At 62.4% G+C, this 13952-nt stretch carries 14 protein-coding genes and 2 pseudogenes; 12 read left to right on the top strand and 4 right to left on the bottom strand.

What is annotated here, in order from left to right; translation table 11 throughout:
- The 4 genes from ACIQ17_RS22530 to ACIQ17_RS22515 form a co-directional block, all read left to right on the top strand.
- Positions 1-210: ArsC/Spx/MgsR family protein (locus tag ACIQ17_RS22530; RefSeq protein ID WP_398471379.1), on the top strand; the 210-nt coding region annotated here is incomplete at its 5' end.
- Positions 210-1496: an arsenic transporter gene (locus tag ACIQ17_RS22525; protein ID WP_185707952.1), complete on the top strand. Its 1287-nt coding sequence runs from the start codon at positions 210-212 to the stop codon at positions 1494-1496. The genes ACIQ17_RS22530 and ACIQ17_RS22525, both read left to right, overlap by 1 nt.
- Positions 1496-2242, top strand: coding sequence for an arsenical resistance protein ArsH (gene arsH, locus ACIQ17_RS22520; RefSeq protein WP_398471378.1), 747 nt, complete (start codon positions 1496-1498; stop codon positions 2240-2242). The genes ACIQ17_RS22525 and arsH overlap by 1 nt, the downstream gene beginning before the upstream one ends.
- Positions 2243-2286: 44 nt before the next feature.
- Positions 2287-3663 carry an alkaline phosphatase PhoX gene (locus ACIQ17_RS22515; protein WP_039396662.1) on the top strand — a complete coding sequence of 459 codons (1377 nt, stop codon included), beginning with the start codon at positions 2287-2289 and terminating at the stop codon, positions 3661-3663.
- Positions 3664-3744: 81 nt separating this feature from the next.
- Here the strand turns inward: ACIQ17_RS22515 and ACIQ17_RS22510 are convergent, their stop codons facing one another.
- The gene (locus tag ACIQ17_RS22510) at positions 3745-4242 is read right to left on the bottom strand and encodes a DoxX family protein (RefSeq protein ID WP_199904466.1); all 498 of its coding nucleotides are present in this window, start codon (positions 4240-4242) and stop codon (positions 3745-3747) included.
- A gap of 377 nt (positions 4243-4619) precedes the next feature.
- Between ACIQ17_RS22510 and ACIQ17_RS22505 the strand changes: the two genes are divergently transcribed.
- The 5 genes and pseudogenes from ACIQ17_RS22505 to ACIQ17_RS22485 all read left to right on the top strand — a co-directional run bounded on the left by ACIQ17_RS22505 (position 4620) and on the right by ACIQ17_RS22485 (position 8964).
- Positions 4620-4958, top strand: a complete 339-nt coding sequence (locus tag ACIQ17_RS22505) for a PadR family transcriptional regulator (RefSeq protein WP_052322753.1) — start codon at positions 4620-4622, stop codon at positions 4956-4958.
- Positions 4921-5496, top strand: a pseudogene (locus tag ACIQ17_RS22500) (chromate transporter); the annotation flags it as partial. The gene ACIQ17_RS22505 and the pseudogene ACIQ17_RS22500, both read left to right, overlap by 38 nt.
- A 173-nt stretch (positions 5497-5669) precedes the next feature.
- Entirely contained in the window at positions 5670-6629 is a 960-nt protein-coding gene (locus ACIQ17_RS22495; protein ID WP_086494302.1) for a chromate resistance protein ChrB domain-containing protein, read from the top strand.
- On the top strand, positions 6626-8038 hold the full coding sequence (gene chrA, locus ACIQ17_RS22490; RefSeq protein WP_398471377.1) for a chromate efflux transporter: 1413 nt from the start codon (positions 6626-6628) through the stop codon (positions 8036-8038). The genes ACIQ17_RS22495 and chrA overlap by 4 nt, the downstream gene beginning before the upstream one ends.
- A gap of 26 nt (positions 8039-8064) precedes the next feature.
- The gene (locus ACIQ17_RS22485) at positions 8065-8964 is read left to right on the top strand and encodes a DUF1259 domain-containing protein (RefSeq protein ID WP_206046439.1); all 900 of its coding nucleotides are present in this window, start codon (positions 8065-8067) and stop codon (positions 8962-8964) included.
- Positions 8965-9004: 40 nt separating this feature from the next.
- Here the strand turns inward: ACIQ17_RS22485 and ACIQ17_RS22480 are convergent, their stop codons facing one another.
- Positions 9005-9868 (bottom strand): DUF4158 domain-containing protein, encoded by an 864-nt coding sequence (locus tag ACIQ17_RS22480; RefSeq protein WP_143840538.1) that lies wholly within the window; start codon positions 9866-9868, stop codon positions 9005-9007.
- 138 nt (positions 9869-10006) lie between these two features.
- Between ACIQ17_RS22480 and ACIQ17_RS22475 the strand changes: the two genes are divergently transcribed.
- Together ACIQ17_RS22475 and ACIQ17_RS22470 are read left to right on the top strand one after the other, a co-directional pair.
- Complete coding sequence (locus tag ACIQ17_RS22475; protein ID WP_313440686.1) at positions 10007-10564, top strand: recombinase family protein; 558 nt, start codon at positions 10007-10009, stop codon at positions 10562-10564.
- A gap of 795 nt (positions 10565-11359) precedes the next feature.
- Positions 11360-11875, top strand: a complete 516-nt coding sequence (locus ACIQ17_RS22470; RefSeq protein ID WP_398471376.1) for a hypothetical protein — start codon at positions 11360-11362, stop codon at positions 11873-11875.
- Positions 11876-11992: 117 nt separating this feature from the next.
- On the opposite strand, the pseudogene ACIQ17_RS22465 reads toward ACIQ17_RS22470, so the two are convergent.
- Positions 11993-12664, bottom strand: a pseudogene (locus ACIQ17_RS22465) (methyltransferase family protein); the annotation flags it as partial.
- Positions 12661-12924 (bottom strand): DUF2933 domain-containing protein, encoded by a 264-nt coding sequence (locus ACIQ17_RS22460; protein WP_007683380.1) that lies wholly within the window; start codon positions 12922-12924, stop codon positions 12661-12663. The pseudogene ACIQ17_RS22465 and the gene ACIQ17_RS22460, both read right to left, overlap by 4 nt.
- Positions 12925-13209: 285 nt before the next feature.
- On the opposite strand from ACIQ17_RS22460, the gene ACIQ17_RS22455 reads away from it, so the two are divergent.
- Positions 13210-13952 (top strand): MBL fold metallo-hydrolase (locus ACIQ17_RS22455; protein ID WP_398471375.1); only part of this gene is annotated, 743 nt, incomplete at its 3' end.

Genomic DNA, 13952 nt, shown 5'->3' with positions numbered 1-13952 from the left:
GACACGTCGCTGTCTGACGACGCGTTGGTGGACGCGATGATGGCGCATCCCATCCTCATCAACCGGCCGCTGGTCGTCTCGCCGATCGGCGTGAAGCTGTGCCGACCGTCCGAAGCCGTCCTCGACCTGCTGCCAAGCGGCCAGCTAGCCGCATTCGCCAAGGAAGACGGCGAACAGGTGGTCGATGCGTCAGGCCAGCGCGTCGCCTGATGCTCCTTGCCGTCCTGATCTTCGTCGCGACGATCGCGCTCGTCATCTGGCAGCCCAAGCGCCTCGGCATCGGGTGGAGCGCGATGGGCGGGGCGGTCGTGGCGCTGCTTGCAGGCGTCGTCACCCTGTCCGACGTGCCGGTGGTATGGGGCATCGTCTGGAACGCAACCGCCGCGTTCGTCGCGATCATCGTCATCAGCCTGTTGCTGGATGAAGCCGGGTTCTTCGAATGGGCGGCACTGCATGTCGCGCGCTGGGGCGGGGGGCATGGTCGCCGGCTGTTCGTCCTGATCGTGCTGCTCGGCGCAGGTGTATCCGCGCTGTTCGCCAATGACGGTGCGGCGCTGATCCTGACGCCGATCGTCATCGCTATGCTGCGGGCGCTCGGCTTCAAGGACAGAGCCACGCTGGCGTTCGTCATGGCGGCGGGGTTCATCGCTGACACCGCCAGCTTGCCGCTGGTCGTCTCGAACCTCGTCAACATCGTGTCGGCCGACTTCTTCGGGATCGGGTTCGGGGAATATGCGTCCGTGATGGTGCCGGTCGATCTGGTGTCGATCGCCGCTACGCTGGGCGCGCTGCTGATCTTCTTCCGGCGCGATATACCGCAGGATTACGATGTCGCGGCGTTGCGCGCTCCTCATGCCGCGATCCGGGATGCCGCGACCTTCCGCGCCGGATGGATCGTCCTCGCGCTCCTGCTCGCCGGCTTCTTCCTGCTTGAACCGCTGGGCGTGCCAGTCAGCGCCGTTGCCGCTGCCGGCGCGATCCTGCTGCTGGTGATCGCCGGGCGAGGCCATGTGATCCAGACCGGCAAGGTGCTGCGCGGAGCGCCGTGGCAGGTCGTGATCTTCTCGCTCGGCATGTACCTGGTCGTCTATGGCCTGCGGAACGCAGGGTTGACCGACCATCTGGCAGCGCTGCTCGATCGCACCGCGCAAGGCGGCGTGTGGGGTGCGGCGCTGGGAACCGGCCTGATCGCGGCCGTCCTGTCGTCGGTGATGAATAACATGCCGACCGTGCTGGTGGGCGCGCTGTCGATCGACGCCGCGCACGCAACCGGGGCGGTCCGGGAAGCGATGATCTACGCCAACGTGATCGGCTGCGACCTCGGCCCCAAGCTGACGCCGATCGGCTCGCTCGCAACGCTGCTGTGGCTGCACGTCCTGGGACAGAAGGGCATTCGGATCGGGTGGGGCTATTATTTCCGGGTCGGGGTGACGCTCACCGTGCCTGTCCTGCTCATCACACTGGCGGCGCTCGCGCTGCGAATTGGGATTGCCTGATGCCTCTGCGTGACCTTGCCGACCCCGATCATCTGCCAGCGCTTGATAGGCGCTATGCGATCGATCGTCCCGCCCTTGGGCTGGGCGCTGGTGATCCGCCGCCCCGCATCCTGCTGCTCTACGGATCGTTGCGCGAACGATCCTATTCGCGCCTGTGCATCGAGGAGGCGGCTCGCCTGCTCCGCTTCTTCGGCTGCGAGACGCGCATCTTCGACCCGGCGACGCTGCCACTGCCCGACCAGCACGCAGGCAACGATCACCCTGCCGTCCACGAGCTGCGCGAGCTGTCGATGTGGTCGGAGGGACAGGTGTGGTGCAGCCCCGAACGCCACGGCCAGATAACCGGCATCATGAAGCTGCAAATCGATCACCTACCGCTCAGCATGGGCGGGATGCGTCCCACCCAAGTCCGCACGCTGGCTGTCATGCAGGTGTCGGCGGGATCGCAGTCGTTCAACAGCGTCAACACGCTGCGCGTTCTCGGTCGTTGGATGCGGATGGTGACGATCCCCAACCAGTCGTCGGTCGCCAAGGCGTTCGACGAGTTCGATGATGCAGGCCGCATGAAGCCGTCGAGCTATTACGACCGGATCGTGGACGTGATGGAAGAGCTGGTGCGCTTCACCGTACTGCTGCGCCCACATACCACCCAACTGGTCGACCGCTACTCCGAGCGAAAGGAAGCCGGTGTACCGATCGATCCGGCAACGGACCTGTCGGCCATCGCCGTTGCTCCGGGGCGCTGATCGCCATTCACGCAAACGACCCAATCGAAGCCTAGGTTACAGCCATGCAGAACATCGCACCCATCGATCGTCGTTCCTTTATGGGCCTGACCTCACTCGCGTTTTCGGGCCTGGCGCTGAGCGGTTGCGCGACATCGAGCCTTTCTCGTTCATCGATCGCGGCAGGCTATGGCCCGCTGGAGGCTGACCCGCGCCAGCTCCTCGATCTGCCGCGTGGCTTCTCATACCGCGTCATTTCCGCCCTGGGCGATCCAATGGACGACGGTCTGCGCGTACCGGATCATGCCGATGGCATGGGAGCGTTCCGGCTCGATGCGCGCCGGGTAGCTTTGGTCCGCAACCACGAGCTGTCGCCGAAACATGGCAGCATCGGTCCGTTCGCGTCCGCTCGCAGCACAGGGTCCGGCTTCGACCGCGGAACGGACGATAGCTGGTTGCCGGGCGGAACGACGACCCTCGTGTACGATCAGATGACCGGCCAGGTTGAGCGCCAGCATCTAAGCCTCGTCGGCACGATCCGGAATTGTGCAGGCGGTATCACGCCGTGGGGAAGCTGGCTCAGTTGCGAAGAAGACGTGTCGCGCGCGGGAAATGGCTTGCGCGAGGATCATGGCTGGGTGTTCGAGGTTCCTGCCGCGCACGCGGGGCGGACCGAGGCCGTTCCGATGCGCGCCATGGGGCGCTTCAACCATGAAGCAGCCGCCGTCGATCCGCGGACCGGCATCGTCTATCTGACCGAAGATCGCGACGACAGCCTGTTCTATCGGTTTCTTCCTGCATCGCCCGGGCAGCTCGCGCGCGGAGGTCGCTTGCAGGCGCTGGCGTTCGTGGACCAAGCGCTCGGCACCGACAGCCGCAACTGGGACACACACACGCTGTCCGTCGGGCAGTGGGCCGATGCCCGCTGGATCGATCTCGACGGCACCGACAGTGCGAACGACGACTTGCGGAAGCGTGGCAATCTGGCAGGCGCCGTGCGTTTCGCCAGAGGCGAAGGCATCCATTTCGGGTCGGGCGAACTCTACTTTTGCTGCACCTCCGGGGGCGCGGCGAAGTTGAGCCAGATCATGCGCTACAAGCCGTCCGCCAGCGAGGGTCAGGTCGGCGAAGCCGACGCGCCGGGCAGGCTTCAGCTCTTCGTGGAGTCGACGAGCACCGCCATGCTGAACTTCGGCGACAATCTGACGGTCGCGCCGAACGGGCACCTTATCGTCTGTGAAGATCAATATACCGAGGTGGTCGACAACCACCTGCGCGGAATCACGCCGCAAGGGGCGGTCTATTCCTTCGCCCGCCTCCATGCGCAAACGGAGCTGGCCGGCGCGTGCTTCTCACCGGATGGGCGGACGATGTTCGTAAACATCTACAGTCCCGCCAAAACGCTGGCGATCACCGGCCCTTGGCACGCCGTCACCGCATAGCTTCGGCTGACGATCCAATATGCTTCCCCGGTCTCAATCACTGCCGGGGAAGCATCAACAGATTACGCCGCACCGTCTCGCTCAGTGCCCCGCGCGTCTTCCGAACCAGCGCCGGTCGAGCGACCAATCACCTGGCCCGACGATCAGCAGATACAGGCAGCCAAGGAGCATCGTCAGATCGGCGCGGGACTCATGCTGTGCGCTCCAGAAGCCGTAGCGTTTGAAGTCGGGGAGACTGAACGGCCCGAAACCCTCGCCGAGCAGGATCGGGAGCTTCGTCGAAACCAGCGCCACGATCATCGTGACAATCAGGGGAATCGTCGCCCACCTCGTAAATAGGCCGAGGATGATGAGGGCACCGCACACCAATTCCACCACGCCGACGAACGGCCCCATGATCTCGGCCCCGGGAATACCGATCTTAGCAAAGCGTCCAGCGCCGAGGATGTCGGGGAAAATAAGCTTCTGGATGCCTTCGGGGAAAAACACCACCAATCCCACCGCAAGACGGATCAGGATTGTCCATGGGCTGGCGTTGCTCTCAGCCCAGCGTGATCGCATCGTCATCGGTGATTTCATCCTTTTCTCTCTTTGGTTGCGACCCACCTTGAGGCAGCTCGGCCACCCAGCTCGCCAGCGATAAGTGACACCGCCAGCAGGAGCGTAGCGGCCACGGGTTCCTTCACGAGGAAGAACAGGCTCCCCCCACGACGAGGCCAAAAACGTTCACGCCGGCCCACGCCCATTCCGGCTTTGATATGCGTAACAACGACATCAGGCGTTCAGCAGGGCACGGCGTCCATCAACGTGGTCGTTTATGGGCGAAGCCATGTTATACCTCCGGTGAGACGAAAGGGACGATCGAAGTACGTGAGGGACCGTAAACCGACATTCGCAACGACGCTATCGGTTTTCGACATCGAAGTTCGTCTCTATAGCTCGCAGGATGATGATTGATGGATCACCGCGAGCTGTTGTCCGGCTTCGTGCGCCTGCACATCCTGCTTCATGCGGCCGACGCGCCGATCTATGGCCAGTGGATGATGGAGGAGCTGGCGCATCACGGCTACCGTCTGAGCGCCGGAACCCTGTACCCGATGCTGCATGGCATGGAGAAGAAGGGCTATTTGACCAGCCACGAGGAACGGCACGGTCGCGCGGTCCGCAAATTGTATGTCGCGACCGATCTTGGACGCGAAGCTTTGGAGATCGCACGCGGGAAGGCGCACGAGCTGTTCGGCGAACTGGTGGAAGGGCATGGGCGTGAGCGGCGCCCGGGAAACGATACCGCCTGATGCCAGCCGGGTCGGCGAGGTGTTCCTCGCCTTCCTCAAGCTCGGCCTCACCTCGTTTGGCGGACCGATCGCCCATCTCGGATATTTCCGCGACGAGCTGGTGCTACGTCGCAAATGGGTCAGCGAGGAAGCCTATGCCGAGCTGGTGGCATTGTGCCAGTTCCTGCCTGGCCGAGCGTCCAGTCAGACCGGCTTCGTGCTTGGCCTCCTGCGCGCAGGTCCGCTTGGCGCGCTCGCGGCGTGGACGGCGTTCACGTTGCCGTCCGCGCTGCTTATGCTGGCCGTGGCATCCGGCGCATCAAGCCTTCAGGGCGCCGTCGCGGCCGGCGCCATTCATGGCCTCAAGCTTGTTGCCATCGTGATCGTCGCCCAGGCGGTATGGGGAATGGCGCGGTCGCTTACTCCCAATCTCCGGCGCGCGGTGATCGCGATAGCGGCTGCCCTCGTCCTCGTCCTTTCGGGCGGGGCGATCGGGCAGGTCGCGGCCATCATCATCGGCGGATTAGCCGGCCTTGTCCTATGTCGCGATCTGGCGGCATCTCCCGGCGATGGCCCGCCGGTATATCTGTGCCCGTTTTATGTGACGCCCCCTAGAGGCGGGCGCATCGGTCGAGGCTGACTGCGCCCATGCAGTGCCGGGGGCAGCGATAGTTATTACCGAAATTAGATATATATGTTTCATCGAATCAATCATGATGATACATATGCATCATGATAAGCGATGACGCATCCGATTTCTGGCTGGCACTTCTTCACCAGTTGCCCGCAAAGCCGCCCTATCTTCGCGTAAAAATATGGCGCCGGCTGCAAGCCATCGGTGCGATTCCGCTTAAAAATGCGGTTCATGTGCTTCCACGTCGGACAGTTACGGAAAGCGCCTTTCGCGACCTACTGGGAGAAATCATCTCCAGTGGCGGCGAAGCGACGCTGATCGAGGCACGTATGATCGAGGGACAGAGCGACGCTGACCTTCGCGCGCTGTTCGATGCCGCGCGCGACAGTGACTATGACGAGTTGGCACAGGCGGCGCGAGCACTGCTTGACACCGGACCGCCGTCTGGCGCGGAAATCGCAAAGCTCCAGCGACGACTGACTGAGATCGTCAGCCTGGATTTCTTCGATGCCCATGGTCGCCAGAACGCAGAGGCTGCGCTGCGCGAACTGGACGAGAAGCGTTATGCTCATCCCGATGTTAGTCGCAGCAGCGAACCCGCACCGCTGTCGGCAGGGGATCTCCGGAAACGAACCTGGGTAACACGGCGCGGCGTCCATGTGGACCGCATCGCGTGCGCCTGGCTGATCCGCCGCTTCATCGACCCTGATGCCACCTTCCGGTTCGTCGATGCCCGCAGCCATGAGCCACAGGCAGGCGAACTGCGGTTCGATATGGCCGATGCCGAGTTCACCCATGAAGGCGACCGGTGCAGCTTCGAGACGCTGCTCGTCCGCGCAGAGCTGACGGATGACATCGGCCTCGTCGCCATCGGGGAGATCATTCACGATCTCGACATCGGCGACGGCAAATATGGCCGCCCGGAAACTTCCGGCCTCGGCGCGATGCTGTCGGGCGTATGCGCCTCGACCGACGACGATCTGCAACGGATCGCTAGCGCGGGAGACGCGCTCAACCAGTTCCACGCCTATTTCAGCGCCCGAAAGGCCGAGCGATGACTGCGATCACCACGGAATTGCCGGATATGTCTCAGGTTCCGGCAAAGGATCACGGCATCCCGTTCGGGGAGGCGGTGAAAGTCTGGGCGCGCATTGCATCGCTCAGCTTTGGTGGTCCCGCCGGGCAGATCGCGGTGATGCACCGCATTCTGGTCGATGAGAAACGCTGGATCGGGGAGGAACGCTTCCTCCATGCCCTGAACTATTGCATGTTGTTGCCGGGACCGGAGGCGCAACAGCTTGCCGCCTATATCGGCTGGCTCCTGCATAAGACGAAAGGCGGACTGGTCGCCGGCGCTCTGTTCGTCCTGCCTGGCTTCCTCGCAATCCTGTGCCTGAGCTACATCTATGTGCTGCTCGGCCATTCCCCGGTCGTGATGGGTCTGTTCTTCGGCCTCAAGGCGGCGGTGCTCGCCGTTGTGCTTCAGGCTGTCGTGCGAGTTGGGTCACGCGCGCTGAAGAACAATGTCATGCGCGGCATAGCGGCGGCGGCGTTCGTCGCCATCTTCTTCCTCGACGCGCCCTTTCCCGTCATCGTTCTGACGGCAGCGCTCGCGGGCTATGTCGGTGGGCGGCTCGGCCTGCCTGCTTTCAAGGGCGGCGGCGGCCACGGTCCGTCGAGCGGTAACATCGTGCATGACCGCGATACGGCTCTGGGCGAAGGTCTTCCCGACCATGCCCGGCCGAATCTTGGCTGGTCGCTCAAGATATCCGGCGCCCTGCTTGTCCTCTGGCTCGCGCCGGTCGGCATCCTGTTTGCTTTGCTCGGCCCGGACGATGTCTATACCCGCATCGCGACCTTCTTCAGCCAGATGGCGGTCGTAACGTTTGGTGGGGCCTATGCCGTCTTGGCCTATGTCGGGCAGGAAGCGGTCGGCACCTATGGCTGGTTACAACCGGGTGAGATGCTGGATGGCCTTGGCCTCGCGGAAAGCACGCCGGGACCGCTCATCATGGTGACGCAGTTCGTGGGTTTCCTTGCGGCTTTCCGCGAGGCTGGCGGGCTGCATCCGCTGGTGGCAGCGACCCTCGGCGCGATCCTGACGACCTGGGTGACCTTCGTGCCTTGCTTTCTCTGGATATTCGCAGGTGCGCCGTTCGTGGAGCGTCTGCGCGGCAATCTCGCGCTGTCCGCCTCGCTCGGCGCGATCACCGCTGCAGTCGTTGGTGTCATCCTCAATCTGGCGCTCTGGTTCGCGATCCACGCGCTGTTCCGTCAGGTTCACACGGCGACTATCGGCCCGGTTTCCTTCGACTTGCCGGTCCTGTCGTCGCTTCATGTACCCGCGCTTGTCCTCGCCATCGGTGCTGCGGTGGCGGTGTTTCGCTTCAAAGTCGGCATGATTCCGACGCTTCTGGCGACGTCTGCCGCCGGCATCGCCCTTTATCTGCTCACGCCCATTTTCTGACGTCCACCTTTCGAAAGGAGACCCTGATGAAGTCCATGCGATTGTTGAGCCTGCTCGGCCTTCTGGCGCTGAGCGCCCCGGCACATGCGGCCGAACCCTGGGAGCAGGCAATCGCCACGTCCTTCGGCAAGGCCGGGACGGAGATGCCGGGCGGCGTCTACCGCATCGCTCTGCCGCGCAGCGATCTCAAGGTGACGCTGGACGGCGTCGCCCTGAAACCCGCCCTCGCGCTTGGTTCCTGGCTCGCGTTCATGAGCCATGGGAATGGCGAGGTCATGGTGATGGGCGATCTCGTCTTGACCGACACCGAGGTTAATCCGGTAATGGCCAAGCTCGTGGCGAACGGGTTCGAGATCACCGCTCTGCACAACCATCTGCTGCGCAATAGCCCTCACACCATGTATATGCACATCGGCGCGAGTGGCGATCCGGCGAAGTTGGGCAAAATCCTCCACGATGCGCTGGCGTTGAGCAAGACGCCGCTGACGGCTCCTGCGACTTCTGCGCCGGCCCAGCCAGATGCGATCGACCTCGATACGGCGTCGCTCGACAAGATCATGGGCTACAAGGGCAAGACCGGGGGCGGCGTCTATGCCTATGGCATTCCGCGTGCCGAAGCACCGCGCGACGGCGGCATGGCGCTCCCACCCGCCATGGGATCGGCCATCGCGATCAACTTCCAGTCCACAGGCGATGGCAAGGCTGCCATCACCGGGGATTTTGTGCTGGCAGCTTCAGAGGTTAACCCGGTCCTACGCGCGCTGCGTGAGAACGGCATCGAGGTGACTGCCCTGCACAACCATATGCTGAACGACGAACCGCGCATGTTCTTCATGCATTTCTGGGCAAATGACGATGCGCAGAAGCTAGCGACGGGCCTGGTAGCGGCGCTCAGCCATGTGGCTGTTACCCCAAGTACGCGCTGAGGCTAAGGCTGCGCGTCCGAAATTCTCAGATCAACCCGCGTCAATGGTGCTGCCTCTGGCGCGGGAAGGTCTGCTTAAAGGAACGGGATTGAATATAACGGATGGCAGAAATTGGCGCTGAGCTGCCGTCTAGGACATGCAGGGTGTGCCATGTGGCACACCCTAGCGTCCCCCAATCGAGCGGGACTTCTGCAATATCTGGTCTTGAGCCATTTCCCTGACGCGCTGATCCTGGCGAGCCTTGACCCCGACACCTGAAATTGTCTCTCCTCGCCCATGAGAGCCAGGTCGCGCCTTTGTCGTCGCGTCGCGACAGGAGGGCGTCGAGCGTCGCGCATTCGGGTTTACTGAGATCCCCGGCGAGCACGTCATGGACCAGATCCCCGGCCTGCTGCCGCGCCCGCCGCACGATCGCCTCGACCACCGTCACGGGCGGCAGCAGCAATCGCCGGCGGCGCATCTCGTCGATGACGATACCGGCAAGCCGCGAGGGCCGGGTGGTGGTCTGCGCGATCGGCATGGCGAATGCGACCAGCGCGTGAAAATCCGCGCGACTGAAAACGCGATGACCGAAACGGCGCGACAGGTCGGCGAGGTGCGTCCGCCGCGTTTCGTCGCGGCGGGCATAGTCGCGCCATGACGCGGGCGACACATCCAACTGACGGGCCACGAACGCGAGGATCGGCATGGGCGGCGCTTCGCCGGCTTCCAGCACGCGCCCGGGCCAGCGGAGATACAGCATCAGCATCGCATAGCCGAGGCGGGTGGCGTCGCCGCGCCGGGATGCGATCAGTTCAAGATCGTCACGGGTCAAGGTGAAGTGGCGGGCGATTTCGCGTTCATCGAGCGACGAATCATAATGCTCCGCAAGCATCTCGCGGGTCAGCAGGTGTCTTCTGGCCAAGCTCGAACCCCTCCATGTCACTGTCCGTCAGACGTCCGTTGGACGGTCACCGGGAATGTGTCCGTCAACTCTGGACCTTCGATGGCGATTCGGACAAGATCGCATGATGATGGGAAAACGGACAGTATGGGGCGGCCCGTGGCGCTGATCGGCTATGCGCGGGTCTCCACCCCCGACCAGAAGCTGTCGCTCCAGCATGACGCTCTCCAGCGGGCAGGATGCGATCGGGTTTTCGACGATCAGGCGTCGGGAGCCAGGACCGACAGGCCGGGCCTTGCCGAAGCACTGGCCTATTTGCGCGCCGGCGACACGCTGGTGGTATGGAAGCTCGATCGCCTCGGCCGCTCGATGAGCCACCTCATCGAAAAAGTTGGTGAACTGGCGGCGCGAGGCATCGGGTTCCGCTCGCTCACCGAGAACATCGACACCACCACGCCGGGAGGGATGCTGGTGTTTAACATCTTCGGCTCCCTCGCGCAGTTTGAACGTGATCTGATCCGCGAGCGCACCCAAGCGGGTCTGCGAGCCGCGCGCGAGCGCGGCAGCAAGGGTGGCCGCCGTCCTGTTGTTACACCTGACAAGCTACGCAAAGCGCGGGCGCACATCGCAGCAGGCCTTACTGTGCGCGAAGCCGCCGCCCGGCTCAAGATTGGCAAAACCGCCCTTTATAAAGCGTTGGAAGGCGCAAAGGCGTAATAGCTATGGCCCCAAATATCGATCCGATCCGTCATCATGTTACACAATCCCGCGTAAACGCACGCATTCGGGTTATCATCGGAATCTACATAACCTGTTTTGGGATTGGCGTTTTCAATCATGCGCGAGACTTTGCAGCATACGGATGGAGGCCCTATGATTGGGGGCCGTTCCTACTAGAGGTATTCTGGTCCTTACTGATATTCTTAGACGCGCTTGCTATTATGCTACTTCTTTCGCGTTTCAGGCGGGCGGGCTTGGTTCTGGCCGCGTCAATTATGATCGGTGATGTCGCTGCAAACACCTACGCTCTGATAGCCTTGAGCATTCCGGCATTTGGTTTTTCGGTTCCGCTTCAGGCAACGTTCCTGGGCTTTGTCCTTGGCTCGCTACCGTTCGTTTGGCCCGTAAAACCTGCTGGGTGCGGTAAGCGGTAGCCCCTGCGGCCGCCTTAGCCCAGGTCGTACTGCATTCGTTCGTCTCTCGCGTACGTAAAATTCACTTTCGTGTAGTCACCCCATAGACGGTCGAAGCTCGTCCGCGAGATGACTCCTCGTCCAGACCTAAGCGGCGAGCGCCATGATTATCAGGATAAGTTGAGAATGATTCGCAACAATCTGCGATTAGATGGATCGCCTATGACACTTTACCCGCCGGCAAAGTGTCATAGCTGACAACCCGTCTGCGGCCGCCGATTTGGGATTCACATTGATCCTGCTTTGTGCTTGATTCCATCATGTTATGTTTCATGCAGGCAAGCCTCTTGAACCCTCCATTGGCTGTGATGTCGCGGCCGTGCTCGAGACGCTGGCGACCGTATCGAGCCGGCCCCGTTATGCCTTCATGCTGCTCAACCTGATCGCCCAGGTGGCGGGGCCAGATGGAAGCGCCGGTCCCTGGGTCAGGCGGAACGATGGGCTCGTTTCCCTGCGCGATTGGCTATGCGACGCATTGACCCCGATGGCCCAGCGTGGTCCGCGCAGCATTACGCTGGCCGAGCGGGTCGAGAGCGACCTCGCTAGAAACGGACTGCTCCCCGGCGATCCGGAGAAAAGGCGCGGCGTGATCGCGGAGGAAATGCGGGCACGCATTCGCACAGCCGGGAAGAGTAATCTCAGTCGCGCCGTTTCCGAACTGGTGAATGCAGGCCTGCTCCGCCGACATTATCAGGGCTATCGCGTCGACCATCGGAACCGTGGCGGCCAGCGCCACGCCGTCTATACCTTGATCGGCGATGCTCTGCGTCTAGTGCCGGGCATCAGCTCCACACCGAATCTGCCCGTGCAAGGCGAACTTGCCCTCCCAAGATGATTGCGCAGTCGAACCGGGATTGCTGCAGTAGTGTGCTGTGAGGTCGGGTAACGATGTCCGAATAATAAGGCCAGTCAGAACGTCAGCATTGACCTTGCCGGCAATTACATCAGCCATTCCCGTCAAGGATCGCCATGGCCTTCTTCGACGCGAATGGATTGTCAGATTCGGAATGAAGCCGGGCACGCGAGCCATATAATCGCGGTAAACCTCGCCGAAGTTGGCTAGCGCCTCCTTTTCCTCATGCCGAGCCAGCCGAATATACATCACGACGAGCACCGGAAACATAGCAAGGGTCAAAAGGGTCGGCCATTGTAGCAAAAAGCCGAGCATGACGAGAATGAAGCCGACATATTGCGGGTGCCGGATCCGGGCATAAATCCCAGTAAGGGCCAATTGGTGTTTGCGCTGACTCAAGTGAAGGGCCGTCCATGCAACCGAGATCAGCCAGTAACCCACGCCGATCAGCACAAAGCTGGCGATGTGGAATGGACCGTAATGGGGATTAACTCGCCAGCCGAACATCATCTCCAGGAGATGTCCAGCATCGTGGCTCCACCAGTCGACAGCGGGGAAATACGACTGGAGCCACCCCGAAAGCACGAAGATCGTGAGCGGGAAGCCATACATTTCCGCGAAGAGCGCTATGATGAAAGCGCTGAACGCCCCCAAACTGCGCCAGTCTCGTTTAGTTGCCGGCTTGAAGAAGCTGAACGCAAAGAGGATGAAAACGGCGGCGTTAACCAGCGCGAGCCCCCACAGACCATAGCCATAGTCGGCGTGCGTCATCGCGACTCTCCTTCGATGCGGCCGTTGGGATTGGCCGGTAAGCCGGCGGGTGCCTGACCGGGCTCATGGCCATGCTGATGCCCACCATGGCCGCGGTGCATGAACAGGTGCATGAGCGGGCAGGCGAGCAGGATGAGATAGGGCAGCACACCCAGGAAGTGCGCGGTATGCTCGGTGAGGAGGAAGAAGCTAGCGACGAGCAGGAAGCCGATCAGAACGATCTTGCCGCGCTTGCGCATGCGATGGTCATGTTCGCCCATATGCCGTCCTCTTCTGGTCAACGTCCGGGCAGCATAGGCTCGAGTCCAAGGAGCAAGGTATAAGTAGAGACCGAAGTCCCCCGGGCATCGCGCAGGCATGGGTAAGGCGATCGATGGGATCGGCCATCGGCGTTCGGGCGACGCAGCTGTCGGGGAGCAGCAGTCGTGCTGCGGATTTTGCGTATAGGCGTGCGGCGTCCGCGAACCAATGCTGCGCTCACGAACATAATCGTGAGAGGCAGGCCCGCGTCCATGCAAAAGAGAAAGAAACGGCACCATTCCCGCGTGACCATCTTCGAGCGTGAAGCAAGGATCGATCTGGCCAAGCGCCCGGCCGATGGTCTCGGCGTTGCCTTTCTCGGCGCATCGGGAACGGTCACAGGGTCGCGTTATCTGGTGGACGATGGTGAAACTCAGATCGTGGTCGATTCCGGCCTGTTTCAGGGACCCAGGGATCTGCGCCGCCTTAATTGGGCATCGATCCCACCCGAAGTCGCGGATGTCGGCCAGGTGCTGCTGACCCACGCCCATCTCGATCACTCGGGCGCACTACCGCGCATGGCGCGCCTGGGCTGGGACGGGACCGTCCTTGCCACGCGGGCGACCGCGGCCCTGTGCGAGCTCCTTCTTCCCGACAGCGGCCATCTGCAGGAAAAGGATGCGGAGTTCGCCAACCAGCACGGCTTCTCCAGGCACCAGCCGGCGCTGCCCCTCTACACCCAGGCCGACGCGCGTCTGGCATTGCAGCTCTTCCGCCCGATCGAGTTCGGAGCGTGGCATGCAGTCACGGACGGCATCAGGGTGCGCTACCATCGCGCCGGCCACATCCTCGGCGCGGCGTCGATCGAGATCGACTGGAAGGGGCGGACAATCCTCTTCTCAGGCGATATCGGCCGTTACGGCGATGCGGTGATGAAGGATCCCGAGCCGCCCGCGCGCGCCGACTATGTCCTAGTGGAATCGACCTATGGCGATCGGCGCCACGAGCAGGTCGATCCGACAAAGACGCTTGGAGATCATGTCGAACG

The sequence above is a fragment of the Tardiphaga sp. genome (assembly GCF_044340795.1).
Taxonomy (GTDB): Bacteria; Pseudomonadota; Alphaproteobacteria; order Rhizobiales; family Xanthobacteraceae; genus Tardiphaga.
The sequence above is the reverse complement of the archived record's forward strand: the minus strand, read 5'-3'. Positions and strand labels throughout refer to the sequence as shown.

Excerpts from the sequence above, each read along its gene's own strand:
- ACIQ17_RS22495 (WP_086494302.1), top strand. The coding sequence starts at position 5,670 with ATGATAAGCGATGACGCATCCGATTTCTGGCTGGCACTTCTTCACCAG.
- arsH (WP_398471378.1), top strand. The coding sequence starts at position 1,496 with ATGCCTCTGCGTGACCTTGCCGACCCCGATCATCTGCCAGCGCTTGAT.
- ACIQ17_RS22510 (WP_199904466.1), bottom strand. The coding sequence starts at position 4,242 with ATGAAATCACCGATGACGATGCGATCACGCTGGGCTGAGAGCAACGCC.
- ACIQ17_RS22505 (WP_052322753.1), top strand. The coding sequence starts at position 4,620 with ATGGATCACCGCGAGCTGTTGTCCGGCTTCGTGCGCCTGCACATCCTG.
- ACIQ17_RS22515 (WP_039396662.1), top strand. The coding sequence starts at position 2,287 with ATGCAGAACATCGCACCCATCGATCGTCGTTCCTTTATGGGCCTGACC.
- chrA (WP_398471377.1), top strand. The coding sequence starts at position 6,626 with ATGACTGCGATCACCACGGAATTGCCGGATATGTCTCAGGTTCCGGCA.
- ACIQ17_RS22485 (WP_206046439.1), top strand. The coding sequence starts at position 8,065 with ATGAAGTCCATGCGATTGTTGAGCCTGCTCGGCCTTCTGGCGCTGAGC.
- ACIQ17_RS22525 (WP_185707952.1), top strand. The coding sequence starts at position 210 with ATGCTCCTTGCCGTCCTGATCTTCGTCGCGACGATCGCGCTCGTCATC.
- ACIQ17_RS22460 (WP_007683380.1), bottom strand. The coding sequence starts at position 12,924 with ATGGGCGAACATGACCATCGCATGCGCAAGCGCGGCAAGATCGTTCTG.